Source organism: Streptomyces sp. NPDC028907, assembly GCF_055564995.1.
Genome location: NZ_JBVHVE010000001.1, coordinates 485,462 through 503,045, shown reverse-complemented (window position 1 = coordinate 503,045; position 17,584 = coordinate 485,462). Strand labels below are relative to the sequence as shown.

20 protein-coding genes are annotated in these 17,584 nt (G+C 70.6%); 13 read left to right on the top strand and 7 right to left on the bottom strand.

Features of this window, described 5'->3' with window-relative positions; all coding sequences use genetic code 11:
- The first annotated feature begins 48 nt into the window (after positions 1 to 48).
- From ACZ4UU_RS02305 to ACZ4UU_RS02280, 6 genes are all read left to right on the top strand, one after another.
- On the top strand, positions 49 to 846 hold the full coding sequence (locus ACZ4UU_RS02305) for a metallophosphoesterase family protein (RefSeq protein WP_468036026.1): 798 nt from the start codon (positions 49 to 51) through the stop codon (positions 844 to 846).
- A gap of 101 nt (positions 847 to 947) precedes the next feature.
- On the top strand, positions 948 to 1,388 hold the full coding sequence (locus ACZ4UU_RS02300) for an SRPBCC family protein (protein ID WP_468036025.1): 441 nt from the start codon (positions 948 to 950) through the stop codon (positions 1,386 to 1,388).
- Positions 1,389 to 1,596: 208 nt separating this feature from the next.
- Positions 1,597 to 2,775: an ArsA family ATPase gene (locus ACZ4UU_RS02295; protein WP_468036024.1), complete on the top strand. Its 1,179-nt coding sequence runs from the start codon at positions 1,597 to 1,599 to the stop codon at positions 2,773 to 2,775.
- Between the two features lie 57 nt (positions 2,776 to 2,832).
- Positions 2,833 to 3,336, top strand: a complete 504-nt coding sequence (locus ACZ4UU_RS02290) for a DUF5304 domain-containing protein (RefSeq protein WP_468036023.1) — start codon at positions 2,833 to 2,835, stop codon at positions 3,334 to 3,336.
- Positions 3,337 to 3,453: 117 nt separating this feature from the next.
- Complete coding sequence (locus tag ACZ4UU_RS02285) at positions 3,454 to 4,407, top strand: ROK family glucokinase (protein ID WP_468036022.1); 954 nt, start codon at positions 3,454 to 3,456, stop codon at positions 4,405 to 4,407.
- 114 nt (positions 4,408 to 4,521) lie between these two features.
- Positions 4,522 to 5,268: an endonuclease/exonuclease/phosphatase family protein gene (locus ACZ4UU_RS02280; protein WP_468036021.1), complete on the top strand. Its 747-nt coding sequence runs from the start codon at positions 4,522 to 4,524 to the stop codon at positions 5,266 to 5,268.
- A gap of 6 nt (positions 5,269 to 5,274) precedes the next feature.
- Here ACZ4UU_RS02280 and ACZ4UU_RS02275 read toward each other — a convergent pair whose 3' ends face one another.
- The gene (locus ACZ4UU_RS02275) at positions 5,275 to 5,958 is read right to left on the bottom strand and encodes a hypothetical protein (protein WP_468036020.1); all 684 of its coding nucleotides are present in this window, start codon (positions 5,956 to 5,958) and stop codon (positions 5,275 to 5,277) included.
- Positions 5,951 to 6,730 (bottom strand): alpha/beta hydrolase, encoded by a 780-nt coding sequence (locus tag ACZ4UU_RS02270; RefSeq protein ID WP_468036019.1) that lies wholly within the window; start codon positions 6,728 to 6,730, stop codon positions 5,951 to 5,953. The genes ACZ4UU_RS02275 and ACZ4UU_RS02270 overlap by 8 nt, the downstream gene beginning before the upstream one ends.
- Before the next feature lie 150 nt (positions 6,731 to 6,880).
- On the opposite strand from ACZ4UU_RS02270, the gene ACZ4UU_RS02265 reads away from it, so the two are divergent.
- The 4 genes from ACZ4UU_RS02265 to ACZ4UU_RS02250 all read left to right on the top strand — a co-directional run bounded on the left by ACZ4UU_RS02265 (position 6,881) and on the right by ACZ4UU_RS02250 (position 10,781).
- Positions 6,881 to 7,615: a lysophospholipid acyltransferase family protein gene (locus ACZ4UU_RS02265; protein WP_234764810.1), complete on the top strand. Its 735-nt coding sequence runs from the start codon at positions 6,881 to 6,883 to the stop codon at positions 7,613 to 7,615.
- Positions 7,616 to 7,686: 71 nt separating this feature from the next.
- The gene (gene macS / locus ACZ4UU_RS02260) at positions 7,687 to 8,916 is read left to right on the top strand and encodes a MacS family sensor histidine kinase (RefSeq protein ID WP_468036018.1); all 1,230 of its coding nucleotides are present in this window, start codon (positions 7,687 to 7,689) and stop codon (positions 8,914 to 8,916) included.
- On the top strand, positions 8,913 to 9,614 hold the full coding sequence (locus ACZ4UU_RS02255; protein ID WP_468036017.1) for a response regulator: 702 nt from the start codon (positions 8,913 to 8,915) through the stop codon (positions 9,612 to 9,614). The genes macS and ACZ4UU_RS02255 overlap by 4 nt, the downstream gene beginning before the upstream one ends.
- Positions 9,615 to 9,752: 138 nt before the next feature.
- The gene (locus ACZ4UU_RS02250; protein WP_468036016.1) at positions 9,753 to 10,781 is read left to right on the top strand and encodes a 6-phosphofructokinase; all 1,029 of its coding nucleotides are present in this window, start codon (positions 9,753 to 9,755) and stop codon (positions 10,779 to 10,781) included.
- Between the two features lie 150 nt (positions 10,782 to 10,931).
- Here the strand turns inward: ACZ4UU_RS02250 and ACZ4UU_RS02245 are convergent, their stop codons facing one another.
- A complete protein-coding gene (locus tag ACZ4UU_RS02245) occupies positions 10,932 to 12,788 on the bottom strand; it encodes an anthranilate synthase family protein (RefSeq protein WP_468036015.1) in 1,857 nt (618 codons plus the stop codon).
- Positions 12,789 to 12,904: 116 nt separating this feature from the next.
- Positions 12,905 to 12,961, bottom strand: a complete 57-nt coding sequence (locus ACZ4UU_RS02240) for a trp operon leader peptide (RefSeq protein ID WP_076973970.1) — start codon at positions 12,959 to 12,961, stop codon at positions 12,905 to 12,907.
- A 96-nt stretch (positions 12,962 to 13,057) separates the two neighbouring features.
- On the opposite strand from ACZ4UU_RS02240, the gene ACZ4UU_RS02235 reads away from it, so the two are divergent.
- Entirely contained in the window at positions 13,058 to 14,410 is a 1,353-nt protein-coding gene (locus ACZ4UU_RS02235) for a class II 3-deoxy-7-phosphoheptulonate synthase (RefSeq protein WP_383444490.1), read from the top strand.
- A gap of 119 nt (positions 14,411 to 14,529) precedes the next feature.
- Positions 14,530 to 14,790 (top strand): (2Fe-2S)-binding protein, encoded by a 261-nt coding sequence (locus tag ACZ4UU_RS02230; protein WP_468036014.1) that lies wholly within the window; start codon positions 14,530 to 14,532, stop codon positions 14,788 to 14,790.
- A gap of 18 nt (positions 14,791 to 14,808) precedes the next feature.
- Here the strand turns inward: ACZ4UU_RS02230 and bfr are convergent, their stop codons facing one another.
- Entirely contained in the window at positions 14,809 to 15,285 is a 477-nt protein-coding gene (gene bfr / locus ACZ4UU_RS02225) for a bacterioferritin (protein WP_062702861.1), read from the bottom strand.
- A 176-nt stretch (positions 15,286 to 15,461) separates the two neighbouring features.
- Here bfr and ACZ4UU_RS02220 point away from each other — a divergent pair, with 176 nt between their 5' ends.
- Positions 15,462 to 16,094: a sulfite oxidase-like oxidoreductase gene (locus ACZ4UU_RS02220; protein WP_468036013.1), complete on the top strand. Its 633-nt coding sequence runs from the start codon at positions 15,462 to 15,464 to the stop codon at positions 16,092 to 16,094.
- Positions 16,095 to 16,107: 13 nt separating this feature from the next.
- Here ACZ4UU_RS02220 and ACZ4UU_RS02215 read toward each other — a convergent pair whose 3' ends face one another.
- Together ACZ4UU_RS02215 and ACZ4UU_RS02210 are read right to left on the bottom strand one after the other, a co-directional pair.
- The gene (locus ACZ4UU_RS02215; protein WP_468036012.1) at positions 16,108 to 16,596 is read right to left on the bottom strand and encodes a DUF4396 domain-containing protein; all 489 of its coding nucleotides are present in this window, start codon (positions 16,594 to 16,596) and stop codon (positions 16,108 to 16,110) included.
- Positions 16,597 to 16,672: 76 nt separating this feature from the next.
- On the bottom strand, positions 16,673 to 17,572 hold the full coding sequence (locus tag ACZ4UU_RS02210; protein ID WP_468036011.1) for a deoxyribonuclease IV: 900 nt from the start codon (positions 17,570 to 17,572) through the stop codon (positions 16,673 to 16,675).
- Positions 17,573 to 17,584 lie beyond the last annotated feature (12 nt).

Sequence of the window (17,584 nt, the reverse complement as noted above, 5' to 3'; positions counted from 1 at the left end):
CCGGCCGCCACTGTTCACGTTTGCCGCACACGCATACCCTTGATCGTCATGGCACCGACACCGACGGGAATCCGCAGGACCCGCGTCCATGTGGTCAGCGACGTACACGGCAACGCCCGCGACCTGGCCAAGGCCGGCGAGGGCGCGGACGCCTTGATATGCCTGGGTGACCTGGTGCTGTTCCTGGACTACGCCGACCACTCGCGCGGCATCTTCCCCGACCTGTTCGGCGTGGAGAACGCCGACCGCATCGTGGAACTGCGCACCGCCCGGCGCTTCGAGGAGGCGCGCGAGCTGGGGGCACGGCTGTGGGCCGGGATCGGCTCGGACCGGCGGTCGGTGATCGAGAAGGCGGTGCGCAAGCAGTACGCCGAGCTGTTCGCGGCGTTCCCGACACCGACGTACGCCACCTACGGCAATGTCGACATGCCGCCCCTGTGGCCGGAGTACGCCGGACCCGGCACGACGGTGCTGGACGGGGAGCGGGTCGAGATCGGCGGGTGGGTCTTCGGCTTCGTGGGCGGCGGGCTGCGCACGCCGATGCGGACGCCGTATGAGATCAGTGACGAGGAGTACGCGGCGAAGATCGAGGCCCTGGGGGAGGTGGACGTGCTCTGCACGCACATTCCGCCCGAGGTGCCCGAGTTGGTGTACGACACGGTGGCGCGGCGATTCGAGCGGGGCAGCAAGGCGCTGCTGGAGGCGATTCGGCGGACCCGACCCCGCTACTCCCTCTTCGGGCACGTCCATCAGCCGCTCGTCCGGCGGATGCGGATCGGGGCGACGGAGTGTGTGAACGTGGGGCACTTCGCCGCGTCGGGGAAGCCGTGGGCGCTGGAGTGGTGAGGTGGGGTGAAGTCGGCCGGCCAGGCGCGCGGTAGCCTTCACGCTGCGCACGCGTGCGCACCACGACTTCTTACCGGACCGCTTCTGGAGGAGCCACGGCGATGGCGGAACACACCAGCTCGAGCATCACGATCGAGGCGGCACCGGCCGATGTCATGGGGGTGATCGCCGACTTCGCGCGCTACCCGGACTGGACCGGTGAGGTGAAGGAGGCGGAGGTCCTCAAGACCGACGGCCAGGGCCGTGCCGAGCAGGTCCGGCTCGTCATGGACGCCGGGGCGATCAAGGACGACCAGGTGCTGGGATACACCTGGACCGGCGACAACGAGGTGTCCTGGACGCTGGTGAAGTCGCAGATGCTGCGGTCGCTCGACGGCTCGTACATCCTCAAGCCGGCCGGGGCGGGGGCGACCGAGGTCACCTACCAGCTGACGGTCGACGTCAAGATCCCGATGCTGGGGATGATCAAGCGCAAGGCGGAGAAGGTCATCATCGACCGGGCGTTGGCGGGGCTGAAGAAGCGGGTGGAGTCGGGCAAGTAGGGGTTCGCCCCCGCCGCCCCTACCCGTCCCATCCCAGGGGGTGCTGCCCCTTCGCCCCCGCCAGGGGGCTCCGCCCCTGGACCCCCATCGGCCTGAACGGCCTCGTCCTCAAACGCCGGACGGGCTGAATCCGCGGCCCCCGTAGCGCCGGGCTGCGTGACCCACCCCCGGCCGGGCTGAACCCCTACGTCCGTTACGGTTCACCCCCATGCGCACCATCCTGATCACCGGCCCCGGCGGCAGCGGCCGTACCACCGTCGCGGCCGCCACCGCGCTCGCCGCCGCCCGCGAGGGCACCCGGACCCTCGTCCTGAGTGCCGACCGCACCGACACCCTGGGCGCGGCACTCGGCGCGAGTACGGGACCGGCCCCGAGCGAGGTCGCGGCGAACCTCACCGCGTGGCGGCCCGACGCGGCCACCGGGTTCCGGGACGACCTCGCCGCCTTCCAGGAGCGCGCCTCCTCCGCGCTCGACCTGCTCGGCGCCTCCCGGCTCGACCCGGAAGAGGTCACTCCGCTGCCCGGCGCCGAGGAACTCGCGCTGCTGCGGGCACTGCGGGACGCCGCGCTGGCCGAGGCGCACGACCTCCTCGTCGTCGACCTGCCGGCCACCCCGCACGCCCTCGCCCTGCTCTCCCTCCCCGAAGAGCTGCGCCGCTACCTGCGCCGACTGCTCCCGCCCGAACGGCAGGCGGCCCGCGCGCTGCGGCCCGTGCTGGGGCGGCTGGCCGGGGTTCCGATGCCGGCGGAGTGGCTGTACGAGACCGCGGCACGCTGGGACCTCGACCTCGCCGCCGTCGAGGCCGTCGTCGCCGACCGGGACACCGTCGTACGGCTGGTCGCCGAGCCCGGTCCGGGCGGCGCCGACGCCGTACGGGCCGCCCGGCTCGCCCTCGCCCTGCGGGGACTGCGCCCCGACCTGCTGGTCGCCAACCGGGTCCTGCCGGAGGCGGAGGCGGTACCGGGCAGCTGGCTCGCCGGGCCCGTCGCACAGCAGCGCAAGACCCTGGAGGAGTGGCGGGAGGACGTCCACGACATCCGTGGTGTCGCCCACCTCGGGCGGGACCCGCGCGGCACCCATGACCTCGCCGACCTCGCCGTGCCCGTCGTCAACGACACGTCGTCCACGGTCGAGTGGCCCGTCACCGACCGGCTCGCCGAGGACGGCGTCCTCGTCTGGCACATCCCGCTGCCCGGCGCCGTACGCGATGAACTCGACCTCATCCGGCGCGGCGACGAACTCGTCGTCACCGCGGGGCAGTTCCGGCGTATCGTGCCGCTGCCGTCCGCCCTGCGCAGGTGCCGGGTGGACGGGGCCGGACTGCGCGACGGAGAGCTGCGGATCCGGTTCGCGCCGGACCCGGATCTCTGGCCGGGCGCACGGTGAAGCAGGTACGCCCGTTCGGGTAACGTCGTAGAGACGAACCGTAGTCAGGAGTCCGTCATGAGCGAAGAGCTCCCCCCGTCCGACGCCGGAGAGCACGAGGCGATCGACGAGGCACGGGCGACCGACGCCGACGCCTGGGCGACGGCGTGCGCCGAGGACCTCGCGCAGGAGAAGGAGCGCCGCCGCGCCCAGTACGGTCCGCAGCCGGGCGCCGCCGCAGAGGAACTGCGCAAGCTCGTCGACGCCGTCGCGGACAAGCTGTCCACCCTCCAGTCCCCGCTGCTCGGCGCGGTCGCCGGACCCGCCGCCCAGCAGGTGGTCAAGCAGGTCGTCGAGCAGGCCAAGGCGGCCGTCGAGCCCGTCATAGAGCGCAACCCGGACGTCTTCGACCACCTCGCCGCGGCCGGCAGCGAACTCCTCGCCGCCTACCGCTCCGCGGTCCAGGCCCAGGAACGGCGCTGGACCACCCGGGAGACCGGCGGGCACGACCTGGACGAGCGCCCGGACCGCCCCGACCGAGGCGACGACGCGGGTCCCGGAGAACGCATCGACCTGGACTGATTCCCCCGGATCCACAACCGTCGGCCGACCCCGTCCGCCGGGCGGACGACGGGGCCCCGACGGCAGGGCCTCGGGTACGGTTGGCCGTAGCGGGGCTCGACCGAAACTGAGGGATTCATGGGACTCACCATCGGCGTCGACATCGGCGGCACGAAGATCGCGGCCGGCGTGGTCGACGAGGAAGGCAACATCCTCTCGACCCACAAGGTGCCGACCCCGGGCACGCCCGAGGCCATCGTGGACGCCATTGCCTCCGCGGTGGAGGGCGCGCGCGCCGGGCACGAGATCGTCGGCGTGGGTATCGGTGCGGCCGGTTACGTCAACCGCCAGCGCTCGGAGGTGTACTTCGCCCCGAACATCGACTGGCGCAACGAGCCGCTGAAGGAGAAGGTCGAGGCCCGCGTCGGTCTCCCGGTCGTCGTGGAGAACGACGCCAACGCCGCCGCCTGGGGCGAGTACAAGTTCGGCGCCGGCAAGGGCCACCGCAACGTCATCTGCATCACGCTGGGCACCGGCCTCGGCGGCGGCATCATCATCGGCAACAAGCTGCGCCGCGGCCACTACGGCGTCGCCGCCGAGTTCGGCCACATCCGCATGGTCCCCGACGGCCTGCTGTGCGGCTGCGGCTCGCAGGGCTGCTGGGAGCAGTACGCCTCCGGCCGCGCCCTGGTCAGATACGCCAAGCAGCGCGCCAACGCCACCCCCGAGAACGCCGAGGTCCTGCTCGGCCTGGGCGACGGCACCCCCGACGGCATCGAGGGCAAGCACATCTCCATGGCCGCCCGCCAGGGCGACCCGGTCGCCGTCGACTCCTACCGCGAACTCGCCCGCTGGGCCGGCGCCGGCCTCGCCGACCTGGCCTCTCTCTTCGACCCGTCGGCCTTCATCGTCGGCGGCGGCCTCTCGGACGAGGGCGAACTGGTCCTCGACCCCATCCGCAAGTCCTACAAGCGCTGGCTCGTCGGCGGCAACTGGCGCCCGGTCGCCGACGTCATCGCCGCCCAGCTGGGCAACAAGGCGGGCCTGGTGGGCGCGGCGGACCTTGCCCGGGAGCCCGACCCGATCATGTAGAGGGACGGTGGGGCCAACCCCCTGGGGGCGCGGGGAACTGCGCGATCAGCCACGACGAACCGGCAGTCGCCAACGATCCTCGCGCCCCGACCCATTGGGCGTACATTGATCCACATGGCGCTGCTCCCTGAGTCCCGCACAGACCCCGACGGTTCAGCCCTCATCCGCGTCCTCAGCTACAACATCCGCTCCATGCGCGACGACACAGCCGCCCTGGCCCGTGTCATCACCGCCTGCGACCCCGACCTGGTCCTCATCCAGGAAGCCCCCCGTTTCTTCCGCTGGCGCAAGAAACTCTCCCGCCTGGCCCGCGCGGCGAACCTCGTCATCCTCACCGGCGGCGCCACGGCAGCAGGACCAGCCGTCCTGTGCAACCTGCGGGCCACGGTCGAACGCACGGAGGACGTACTCCTCCCCCTCACCCCCGGCCTCCACAGGCGCGGCTTCGCCACGGCAGTGGTCCGTTTCGGCGCCGCCCGCCTGGGCGTCCTCAGCTGCCATCTGTCCTTGCAGAAGGACGAGCGCCACGAGCAGGGAGGCATGATGCTCGACCGGCTCGCCGGGATGGGAGTGGAGCACGCCGTAGCGGGCGGCGACCTGAACGAACGCCCCGCCGGCCGCACCTTCCGCCGCATGGCCGACGACCTCCAGGACTGCTGGGCCACCGCTCCCTGGGGCGCCGAGTACACCTCGACCCCGGCCGACCCGCACCAGCGTATCGACGCGATCTTCGCCACCAAGGGCGTCGAGGTGCTCGGCTGCGGAGTGCCCGTGGGCCTCCCCGGCGTGACGGAGACAGACCTGAGGGCGGCCACGGACCACCTTCCGGTCCTGGCCGCCCTCAAAGTACCGGCGTCCTAGAGCGTCCTAGACGACCGCGCCCCGACCGGGATCCTCGTCGTCCTCGTCGTCCGTCCTCATCCGCATCACCAGCGTGGCGAACCCGCCCAGGAACCCGCCGATGCACAGCGTCGCCAGCCACCACGTCATGTCCCAGCCGAGCAGGACGGCGAGCAGCAGCAGGATCGGTCCGCCGATCACCCCGAGCCAGGCGAACTTCGCGGTCGCGTCGGCGGCGGGCAGCGGCGGTGGCTCCGGCGGGACGAAGTGGCCTTCGTCGTCCGCGTCGAAGTCCTCCTCGGAGGGCTCGGGCACGCTGTAGTCGCGCGGGCCGACGCCGGGCGCGAAGGAGACGGAGCTGCCCAGCGGCTTGACCGGCTTGTCCTCCCGGTCGCCCGTGGGCTCGTCGGCCTGCTTGGCCTTCGCGCCGTTGTCGCCCTTCTCGGGCTTCTCGCCCTTCTCGGGCTTGCGATCGCCGTCCGTCCCGTCGTTCGTCGCGCCGTTCGTGCCGTCGTTGGTGTCGGACTCCAGCAGCGCCAGGTCCTCCACCGACTTGAACGGCTTCGAGCCCGGCGGGTCCGGCGGCTCGTCGCCGTATCCGGCGACGATCGCGGCCCAGGCGGCGTCCTCGTCGAACGGGACGTGCTGCTCTTCCGGCTCGCGATCGTCGCGGTCCTCACGCCTCTCGCGGTCGGAGTCGTGCTCAGCCACGTGCAGTCGTCCCTTCTCTGCCGACGCCGGTCACGAGCCGGTCGATGAAGCCGATGCTCTGCTCGAAGATCCGGTCCGCGTCATGGTCCAACGTCGCCACGTGATAGCTCTGTTCCAGCACGATCTCCGTTACGTCCGTGGACGACACCCGACTCAGGATCCGGGCCGAGTCCGCCGCCGGCACCGTGTGGTCCTGGGCGCTGCGCAGAAGCAGCAGCGGCTGGGTGACCTGCGGCAACTCGCCGTCGACCAGCCGGAAGAAGTTGCGCAGCGAGTGGGCCGCGTGCAGCGGCACCCGGTCGTACCCGATCTCGACGCCGCCCTCCTTGGCGATGTCGCTCACGATGCCGGGCGCCGTACGGACGAAGTGGCGGGAGACCGGCAGGGTGTACGCGGACAGGCCGTGCACCTTGTTCGCCGGGTTGACGACCAGTACGCCCGCGACGCCCTCCCCGTGCTTGGCGGCGAGCCGCAGGGCCAGGGTGCCGCCCATGGAGAGGCCGGCCACGAAGACCCGGGCGCAGCGGTCGCGCAGATTGCGCAGCTCGCGGTCCACCTCGGCGTACCAGTCCTGCCAGCCGGTGAGTCGCATGTCCTCCCAGCGCGTGCCGTGGCCGGGCAGCAGCGGCAGCGAGACGGTGTGCCCGTGCTCGGCGAGATACGCCGCCCAGGGACGCAGCGACTGGGGGGAACCGGTGAAGCCGTGGCAGAGGAGGACCCCGGTCTCCCCGCCCTCGCGGCGGTACGGCTCGGCTCCAGGAAGGACCGGCACCTTACGGTCTCCTGTTCGTGAGAAGGACGGACGTTACAGCCAGGTGTGGTTCACCGTACGCGACCGCACTGACACCGACCAGGGTCGTCGGACTCATTGACAGTGCTCCGGGTTAAGGTCTGATCGACAGACACAGGAGGCACTCGGTTGTTGTACGGCGCGATGAAGGTGGCCATCGGGGGACCGTTGAAGGTCGCCTTCCGGCCCTGGGTGGAGGGCCTGGAGAACATTCCGGCCGAGGGCGCCGCGATCCTCGCGAGCAACCACCTCTCGTTTTCCGATTCGTTCTTCCTGCCCGCGGTCCTGGACCGCAAGGTGACCTTCATCGCGAAGGCCGAGTACTTCACGACGCCCGGCGTCAAAGGCCGGATGACGGCCGCGTTCTTCAAGGGCGTCGGCCAGCTGCCCGTCGACCGCTCCGGGGCGCGAGGGGCGGGCGAGGCGGCCATCAAGAGCGGCATAGAGGTGCTGGAGCGCGGTGAGCTGTTCGGTATCTATCCGGAGGGCACGCGCTCGCCCGACGGGCGGCTCTACCGGGGCAAGCCCGGCGGCCTCGCGCGCGTGGCGCTCGCCACCGGAGCGCCGGTCATCCCGGTCGCCATGATCGACACGGAGAAGATCCAGCCGCCCGGCCAGGTCATGCCCAAGCTCATGCGGCCGGGCATCCGGATCGGCGAGCCCCTGGACTTCAGCCGGTACCAGGGCATGGAGCACGACCGCTTCGTGCTCCGCGCGCTGACCGACGAGGTCATGTACGAGATCATGAAGCTCTCCGGCCAGGAGTACGTCGACATGTACGCGACGGCCGCCAAGCGGCAGATCGCGGATGCCGCGAAGGCCGAGAAGGAACAGTCGAAGAAGGAACAGGCGAAGAAGCCGAAGTAGGCGGACGAGGAGCGCTCGGGGCCCTGGCAGGGCAGTCCGGGCGGGCGACTCGAAAACATGGGGTGGGGGCAATGGCCAAGCGCGAGCGGGTCATGAGGATGTCGGTCGAGCAGCCGCTGTGGCGTGCGCTCGCCGGCTACCGGGTGCTGACCATGGTGTACGCGATCGGGCTGTTCATCAGCGCCTACGACGAGATCGCCCGCCCCTGGGTGGCCATCGCCTACTACGCCGTACTGGCCGTGTGGACCCTGGCCACCCTGCCCCGGGTGGCGAACGCCGCGAGCTGCACCAAGCGCTTCCTCGCCGCCGACCTCACCATCGCCCTGGCCGGCATCCTGCTCACCCGGCTCGCCGAGACACCCGCGCGGGTCGACGCCGGGTCCCCGACCCTGCCGTCCATATGGACCGCGGGCGCCGTGCTCGCGTTCGCCATCAAGGGCGGCTGGCGCTGGGCCGCCTTCGCCTCCACGCTGGTCGCCGCCGCCAACCTGGTCCACCGCTCCGGCGTACCGACCCGCGACACCGTCCACATGGTGCTGCTGGTCTGGATCGCGTCCATCGCCATCGGCTACGTCGTCGAGGTGGCCCGCGCCTCCGAGCGCACCCTGGCCCGCGCCCTGGAGATCGAGGCGGCGACCCGGGAGCGGGAGCGGCTCGCGCGGGACATCCACGACGGCGTGCTCCAGGTGCTGGCGATGGTGCAGCGGCGCGGCGCCGTGATCGGCGGTGAGGCGGCCGAGCTGGGCCGGATGGCCGGCGAGCAGGAGGTCGCGCTGCGCACGCTGGTCTCGGGCGGCCTGGTGCCGGTGTCGCGCGTGTCGGACGACGCCGCCGAGGGGGCCGTCGTGGTCGCCGTGGAGGAGCCCGACGACTCCACCGGTCCCGTCGATCTGCGCGCGCTGCTCGCCCCCTACGCCGGAGCCAAGGTCAGTCTCGCCGAGCCCGGCGCGCCCGTGACGCTGGCCCCGGCCGCCGCGCGGGAGCTGGCCGCGGCCGTGGGCGCGGCCCTGGGCAACGTCCGCAAGCACGCGGGGGAGCACGCGCGTGCGTGGATCCTCGTCGAGGATGAGCCCGACGAGGTGATCGTCACCGTACGGGACGACGGACCCGGCATCCCCGAGGGCCGGCTCGCCCAGGCCGAGGGCGAGGGGCGCCTCGGTGTCGCTCTGTCGATCCGGGGGCGGCTGCGGGACCTCGGCGGCAGCGCCGAGCTGATCTCGGTGCCGGGCCAGGGCACCGAAGTGGAACTGAAGGTACCGAAGGCCGACAGTGCTTCACGGGGGAAGGCTGAGCAGCGATGACGGACACCGCGCACGGGCAGGACGGACAGCAGGACCCGATCAAGGTCATGGTGGTCGACGACCACCCCATGTGGCGCGACGCGGTCGCCCGCGACCTGGCGGAGTCCGGTCTCGACGTGGTGGCCACGGCGGGCGACGGCGACCAGGCCGTCCGCCGCGCCAAGGCCGCCGCCCCCGATGTCCTCGTCCTGGACCTCAACCTGCCCGCCAAGCCCGGCGTCCAGGTCTGCAAGGAACTGGTGGCCCACAACCCCGCCCTCCGCGTCCTGGTGCTCTCCGCGAGCGGCGAGCACGCCGACGTCCTGGAGGCCGTGAAGTCGGGCGCCACCGGCTATCTGCTGAAGTCGGCCTCGACGGAGGAACTCCTCGACGCGGTGCGCCGTACGGCCGTCGGCGACCCCGTGTTCACGCCGGGCCTGGCCGGTCTGGTCCTCGGCGAGTACCGCCGCCTCGCCTCCGACCCGGGGCCCGCCGCCCCCGACGCCGACCAGCCGAAGGCCCCGCAGCTCACCGAGCGCGAGACCGAGGTGTTGCGGCTCGTCGCCAAGGGCCTGAGCTACAAGCAGATCGCCGAACGCCTGGTCATCTCCCACCGCACGGTCCAGAACCACGTGCAGAACACCCTCGGCAAACTCCAGCTGCACAACCGCGTGGAGCTGGTGCGGTACGCGATAGAGCGCGGCCTCGACGACGAGTGATCCAACGGTCGTCCGATTGACGGCGCGTAAACCAAACACCCGGCGGTTCACCGGAATTGCCGTTCCGACCCATCCCGTTGTGACCTGGATCACCATTAGCGTGGCCTCACCAGGCAACCGCGGCGAAGGGACATTTCCATGCGGGTCGGAGTACTGACCGGAGGCGGCGACTGCCCCGGTCTCAACGCCGTCATCCGGGCCGTCGTCCGCAAGGGCGTGCAGGAGTACGGCTACGACTTCGTCGGCTTCCGGGACGGCTGGCGAGGTCCGCTCGAGAACGACACCATCCGTCTCGACATCCCCGTCGTGCGCGGCATCCTGCCCCGCGGCGGCACCATCCTCGGCTCCTCGCGCACCAACCCCCTCAAGCAGGAGGACGGCATCCGGCGCATCAAGGAGAACCTCGCCAAGCAGGAGGTCGAGGCGCTCATCGCGATCGGCGGCGAGGACACCCTCGGCGTCGCCGCCCGCCTCTCCGACGAGTACGGTGTGCCCTGCGTCGGCGTACCCAAGACGATCGACAACGACCTGTCCGCCACCGACTACACCTTCGGCTTCGACACCGCCGTCGGTATCGCGACCGAGGCGATCGACCGGCTGCACACCACCGCCGAGTCCCATATGCGCGTCCTGGTCTGCGAGGTGATGGGCCGTCACGCCGGCTGGATCGCCATCCACTCCGGGCTGGCCGGCGGCGCCAACGTCATCCTCATCCCCGAGCAGCGCTTCGACGTCGACAAGGTCTGCGCCTGGATCACCTCCCGCTTCAAGGCGTCCTACGCCCCCATCGTGGTCGTCGCCGAGGGCGCCATGCCGAAGGACGGCGACATGGTCCTCAAGGACGAGTCGCTGGACTCCTTCGGGCACGTCCGGCTCTCCGGGGTCGGCGAATGGCTGGCCAAGGAGATCGAGAAGCGCACCGGCAAGGAGGCCCGTACGACGGTCCTCGGCCACATCCAGCGCGGCGGCACCCCGAGCGCCTTCGACCGCTGGCTCGCCACCCGCTTCGGCCTGCACGCCATCGAGGCCGTGCGCGACGGCGACTTCGGCAAGATGGTCGCCCTGCGCGGCACCGACATCGTCCGCGTCCCGATCGGGGAGGCGACGGCCAAGCTGAAGACGGTGGATCCGAAGCTGTACGACGAGGTCGGCGTGTTCTTCGGCTGACGCGGGCCGGGGGGGGGGGGGGGGGGGGGGGGGGGCGAAGACCACCCCCCCCCCCCCCCCCACCCCCCCCACCCCCCCCCCTCCCCCCCACCCCCCCCCCCCCCCCCCCCCCCCCTGCCCCCCCCCCCCCCCCCCCCCCCCCCCCGCCGACTAGACGGTCGTGTTCCGCAACTGACCGACCAACTCCCGTACGACGGCTGTCCCGTTCAGCGTCAGGATCGACTCCGGGTGGAACTGCACCCCGGCGAACCCGGACCCCCGTACGGCGTGCACCTCCCCGCTGTCCGCCCTGCTGATCTCGATGCCGTGCGAGCCCAGCTCCTCGGCCACGTCGTCGTCGCAGCGGGCCACGAAGCTGTTGTAGAAGCCGACGGTCTCCGGCCGCCCGAACAGGTCGATCGTCGTCTGCGCCCCCTGGTACGGCACTTGCTTCCGTACGATCTCCAGCCCCAGCTCGGCCGCGATCAGCTCGTGCCCGAGGCAGACGCCGAGCACACCGTGCCGGTGGTCGCGGATGACCTGGGCGGTGAGGTCGCGCAGGAAGCGCATCTTGGGGTCGGTGAGGTCGGAGGGATCCCCGGGGCCGGGGCCCAGCACGACCGGTCCCTCGTGCGCGAGTACCGCCTCCCGCAGCCCGTCCTCGTCGTAGCGCCGGACGCTCACGTCCAGCCCGCTCGACCGCAGCACATGCGCGAGCATCGCCGTGAAGGTGTCCTCGCCGTCGACGACCAGGGCGTGCCCGGTCAGCTCCTCGGACCGCTCCTGCATCCGCAGCCAGAACGGGGCCAGCGAGGCCCGGCGCCCGTCGAGCGCGGCACGCACGCGTGGGTCGTCGGCGAGACGTACGCGCGCGTGCTCCGCACGGGGCCGGGACGGTCGTACGCCGAGTGCCGCCAGGACCCCCGCCGCCTTCGCATGGGTCTCCGCGACCTCGCTCGCCGGGTCCGAACCGCGTACGAGCGTCGCGCCGACCGGCACCCGCAGTCCGCCCGCCGCGTCGATGTCGGCCGTGCGGATGAGGATGGGGGAGTCCAGGGTCTGCGCGCCACCGGAGTCGCGGCCGATCAGGGCCAGCGCACCGGCGTAGTAGCCGCGCCCGCCGACCTCGTGCCGCTCGATCACCCGGCAGGCGTTCTGCACGGGCGAGCCGGTCACGGTGGCCGCGAACATGGTCTCCTTCAGGACCTCCCGCACATCCAGCGAGGACTTCCCGCGCAGCTCGTACTCGGTGTGCGCGAGATGCGCCATCTCCTTCAGCCGGGGCCCGACGACCACGCCGCCCATGTCGCCGACGGTGCACATCATCTTGAGCTCCTCGTCGACGACCATCGACAGCTCCTCGATCTCCTTGCCGTCGGCGAGGAAGTCGAGCAGATGCTCGGGGGTGGGGCCGTCCGCCGGGTAGCGGTACGTCCCGCTGATCGGGTTCATCACGACGGTCCCGCCGGACATCCGTACGTGCACCTCGGGGCTCGCCCCGACCAGCGTCCGCTCCCCGGTGTACACGACGAAGGTCCAGTACGCGCCCCGCTCGCCCTCCAGCAGCCGCCGGAACAGCGCCAGCGCGTCGGCCCGTCCGAATCCCGGGATCCGTCCCTCGTACGTGCGCCGGATCACGAAGTTCGCGCCCTCGCCGCGCCCGATCTCGTCCCGCAGCACCCGCCCGACGATCTCGCGGTACTCCTCGTCGGCGACGTCGAAGCCGCCGTCCTCGACCCGCACGTCGTGGGCCGGGAGCTGCTCCAGGGCGTCGGCGAGCGGGACGGCGTACGTCTCCTCGGGGGTCAGCACCGCCAGCGGCGTGCCGTCGTCGCGGACGTCGAAGCCGCGCTCGCGGATCTGTCGGAAGGGAACGAGGGCCAAGCCCTCGTCAGGGAGGTCGGCCAGGCGGTCGTAGGTGGCGACCGGCCCGATGAGGACCTCGACCGTGTCGTGGTCCTGGCCCGGGGTGCGGCGGCGCAGCAGGGCGAACGGGCGGGGGTCGTCCGGCAAGCCGAGCAGGTTCATGGGTCCGTGCTCCTTCTCAGTGAGACTCGGTGGTACTCAGTCGGAGAGGAACGGACCCCGGGAAACGCCGAAGGCCGCCCCTCGGGCGGCCTTCGCGAAGTGTGTCGTACGCGCGATCAGTGGGCCGCCGGATGAGCGGTCCACCACCAGTTCTGGATCGAGTGCGCGAACATGCGAGGCACCCTACCCGATGTCCGAGGCGTGTACCTCGTGTCTCAATTGCTGGGCATGGGGCGGGACGCCCGACACGACCCCGTAATGTTGAGGGCGTGACCGTGAACGCTAAGACCAGCGCGAGTGCTGGCAACACCTGGCGAGACCTGCCCGCGGCGCAGCAGCCCGAGTACCCCGACACCGAGGCTCTGCGCGCAGTCGTTGCGGAGCTGGAGTCGTATCCGCCGCTCGTCTTCGCGGGCGAGTGCGACCAGCTGCGCGCCCGGATGGCGGCCGTCGCCAAGGGAGAGGCGTTCCTCCTCCAGGGCGGCGACTGCGCCGAGGCCTTCGACGCGGTGTCCGCCGACCACATCCGCAACAAGCTCAAGACCCTGCTCCAGATGGGCGCCGTGCTGACGTACGCCGCATCGGTGCCGGTCGTGAAGGTCGGCCGTATCGCCGGCCAGTACTCCAAGCCGCGCTCCAAGGGCACCGAGACCCGCGACGGCGTGACCCTGCCGACCTACCGGGGTGACTCGGTCAACGGCTTCGACTTCAACGAGGCCGCCCGCGTCCCGGACCCCGAGCGCCTGAAGCGGATGTACAACGCGTCCGCCTCGACGCTCAACCTGGTGCGCGCCTTCACCACCGGCGGCTACGCCGACCTGCGACAGGTGCACGCCTGGAACCAGGACTTCGTGAAGTCGTCCCCGTCGGGCCAGCGCTACGAGCAGCTCGCCCGCGAGATCGACCAGGCGCTGAACTTCATGCACGCCTGCGGGGCGGACCCGGAGGAGTTCAAGACCGTCGAGTTCTACTCCTCGCACGAGGCGCTGCTGCTCGACTACGAGTCCGCCCTGACCAGGGTCGACTCCCGCACCGGGCAGCTGTACGACGTCTCGGCGCACATGGTGTGGATCGGTGAGCGCACCCGGCAGCTGGACCACGCGCACATCGAGTTCGCCTCGAAGATCCGCAACCCGATCGGGATCAAGCTCGGCCCGACGACGACGGCCGAGGAGGCGCTGCAGTACATCGAGCGCCTGGACCCCGACCGTGAGCCGGGCCGGCTGACCTTCATCGTCCGCATGGGCGCCGACAAGGTCCGCGACAAGCTCCCCGAGCTGGTCGAGAAGGTCACCGCCTCGGGCGCGACCGTGGCCTGGGTGACCGACCCGATGCACGGCAACACCTTCGAGGCGGCCTCCGGTCACAAGACCCGCCGCTTCGACGACGTGCTCGACGAGGTCAAGGGCTTCTTCGAGGTCCACAAGGCCCTCGGCACCCACCCGGGCGGCATCCACGTGGAGCTCACCGGCGACGACGTCACCGAGTGCGTGGGCGGCGGCGACGAGATCTTCGTCGACGATCTGCACCAGCGCTACGAGACGGCCTGCGACCCGCGGCTCAACCGCAGCCAGTCGCTCGACCTGGCCTTCCTCGTCGCGGAGATGTACCGGGACCAGTGACGGCATCGCCTGTCACAGGGACGTGAGTGGGGCGCGGATCACATTCGATCCGCGCCCCACAGCACTTTTACCGTTCCTGTGAGCCGGGTAAGGTTAGGTTAGCCTCACCGATCAAGGGGATGGCACGACTTCGATCCCGGCGGGAGGTGATCCGCGTGTACGTCTGCAGTTGCTTCGGTGTCACCGAGCAGCAGGTCAAGAAGCACGCGGAGGACGGTGCCTGTACGCCCCGCCAGATAGCGTCCGCCTGCAAGGCCGGCACCGACTGCGGATCGTGCGTACGCCGGATCCAGGCGATCCTGGGCCGGGGGGCGTGCCCCCGCCGTGAGCTGGCCGACCAGGGCAAGCCGGTGCTCACCGACCTGGCGGACGCGGCGTAGCTCCCGTCGGCTCGCTCCCTAGCTGGGCTGCTCGATCTGCTGCGCGATGTACAGCGCCTCACCCAGCTTGTCGATGAGCTCCAGCTGGGTGTCCAGGTAGTCGATGTGGTGCTCCTCGTCTTCGAGGATCGACTCGAAGAGATTCGCGGACGTGATGTCGCCCTTGGTGCGCATCACCTCGATACCCCGCTTGAGACGGTCGATCGCCTCGACCTCGACCTGCCGGTCGGCCTGGAACATCTCGGTGACCGTCTGGCCGACCCGCACATGGAACAGGCGCTGGTAGTTGGGCAGGCCGTCCAGCATGAGGATGCGCTCGGTGATCTTGTCCGCGTGCTTCATCTCATCGATGGACTCTTCACGCGTGTACTTGGCGAGCTTCGTCCAGCCTTTGTTGTCCTGGATCCGGTAGTGCAGCCAGTACTGGTTGATCGCCGTCAGCTCGCCGGTCAGCTGCTCGTTCAGGAATTCGAGGACCTCGGGGTCGCCCTGCATCGCAGAGGCTCCTTCCACGCGGGGGAACTGGCAGGTTGCGCCGCATGATTGCACCGGCAGCGAAGATCGTCCAGTAAGTCTTCACTTAGTAAGTTAGGGCATGCTTAGTCCGTTATGAGGTGAATTGAGGAGGGGTGTGGTCAGGTGCACTGCCCCAGGTCTGTCAGGATGGAGTCATGGGTCAGCCGGTGGAGCGCGAAGGTGGAGCAGCAGCACACTCCGAGCTCCCGCCGGGACAGCGGCTGCAGCGCGGCTGGCCCGTCACCCACTACGGACCGGTCCCCAAGTTCCGGCCCGAACGCTGGGAGTTCAGGGTGTTCGGGGCGACCGTCGACGGTGAGAAGCACTGCTGGACCCATGAGGAGTTCACGGCCCTGCCGTACAAGACCGTCCTCGCCGATCTGCACTGCGTCACCAAGTTCAGCATGCTCGGTGCGGAGTGGGGCGGCATTCCGGCCCGGACGATCCTGGAGATCGCCCCGCCCGCGCCGACCGTCACCCATGTGATGGTGTGGGCGGAGTACGGCTTCAGCTCCAACCTGCGCCTCGCCGACTTCGCCTCCGAGCGCGCGATCTTCGCCACCCACAAGGACGGCGAACTGCTCACGGCGGAGCACGGATTCCCCCTCCGCCTGGTCGTCCCCCATCTCTACGCCTGGAAGGGGCCCAAGTGGGTCCGGGGCGTGGAGTACATGACCGCCGACCGTCGCGGCTTCTGGGAGGAGCGCGGCTACCACAACATCGGCGACCCCTGGAAGGAACAGCGGTACTCCTACCAGGAGGAGCCCGGGGACGGGCCCGAGCTCTGACTCCTGACGTCGGTCAGCCGTGGTACTGGTGCACCACCGCGTGGCCCTTGCCGCGCCCGATCATCCACTTGTTGACCGGTGTCGTCAGGACGAAGGCGACGGCCAGCGCGATGGCCAGCACCCACCAGAACAGCGGGTCGGCGAGCTCGGCGTCCATCGCACCCGGCCACAGCACGATCACGCCGTTGTCGACCAGCTCCATCACGGCGATGGACAGGGTGTCCGCCGCCAGCGCCACCTTGAGCGCGGCGCGCAGGTCGACACCCGCTTTCAGTACGCCCCACAGGGTGAGCGCGTAGCCGAAGAAGAACGCGAGAACGATCGCCAGTATCAGTGTCGGCACGTTGTCCCAGCCGAGCGCGGTGCCGATCACCATGCCCAGTACCTCGCCGATGGCACAGCCGGTGAGGCAGTGCAGGGTGGCCCGGACGGCCATCGCCCAGCTGCTGGTGGCGGCCGGCTCGTGGTGGTGCGCGTGTGACGCTTGTGCTTCGTGTTGCATGACGGCCCCCAATGTCAGGTCACGGTTCCTGCACCGAGCAAGAACCGTATACCCCCCTGGGGTATTCCGTAACGACTTACCCGTCCCGGAGTTTCTTCAGCCGCTCCACGTCCGCCGTGTGTCCTTCCTTCCCGCCGGGCGTCTCGATGATCAGCGGTACGCCCTCGGTGGCCGGGTGCGTCATCAGCGCCCGGAACGGGTCCTCGCCGATATGACCCGCGCCGATGTTCTCGTGCCGGTCCTTGTGCGCGCCGACGACGTCCTTGGAGTCATTGGCGTGGATCAGCTTCAGCCGCCCCTCGCCGACGGTGTCCACCAGCAGGTCGAGCGTCTGGTGCATGCCGGACGGGCCGGTCAGATCATGGCCGGCGGCGAAGATGTGGCAGGTGTCCAGGCATACGCCGAGCTTCGGGTGGGCGTCCAGCGCCTCGAAGTACGGCCCGAAGTCCCAGGTGCGGGAGCAGAGCGAGGCGCCCTGGCCGGCGGTGGACTCCAGGAGCAGATACGGGTCGTCGTCGTGGGTCAGCTCGTCGAGCAGCGGCAGCAGGTGCTCCCGTACCTGCTTCAGGGCCACCGACCGCTCCCGGCCACCGGTCGCGCTGCCCGTGTGCACGACCACGCCCAGCGCGCCGATCTCCCGGCCGCGGCGCAGCGAGTGCCGTAGCGACTCCACCGACTTCTCGACCGTCGCCTCGGTGTGCGAGCCGAAGTTGATCAGATACGGCGCATGCACGTACGCCGGGATCGACTCGGCCGCGCAGATCGCGCGGAACTCCTCGTCCTGCCGCGGGTTCCCGGCCGGCGTCGCCCAGCCGCGCGGGTTGGCGACGAAGACCTGGACCGTCTCGGCCTTGAGGTCATGGGCGTAGGTGAGCCCGACGGAGCTGAGGCCGCCGGCCACGGGGACGTGGCCGCCGACGGGATTGCGGGAGGGGCCGGGAGGGGTTCCCGGGGTGGCGGACTGCTGACTCTTCACCCGTTCAGGGTG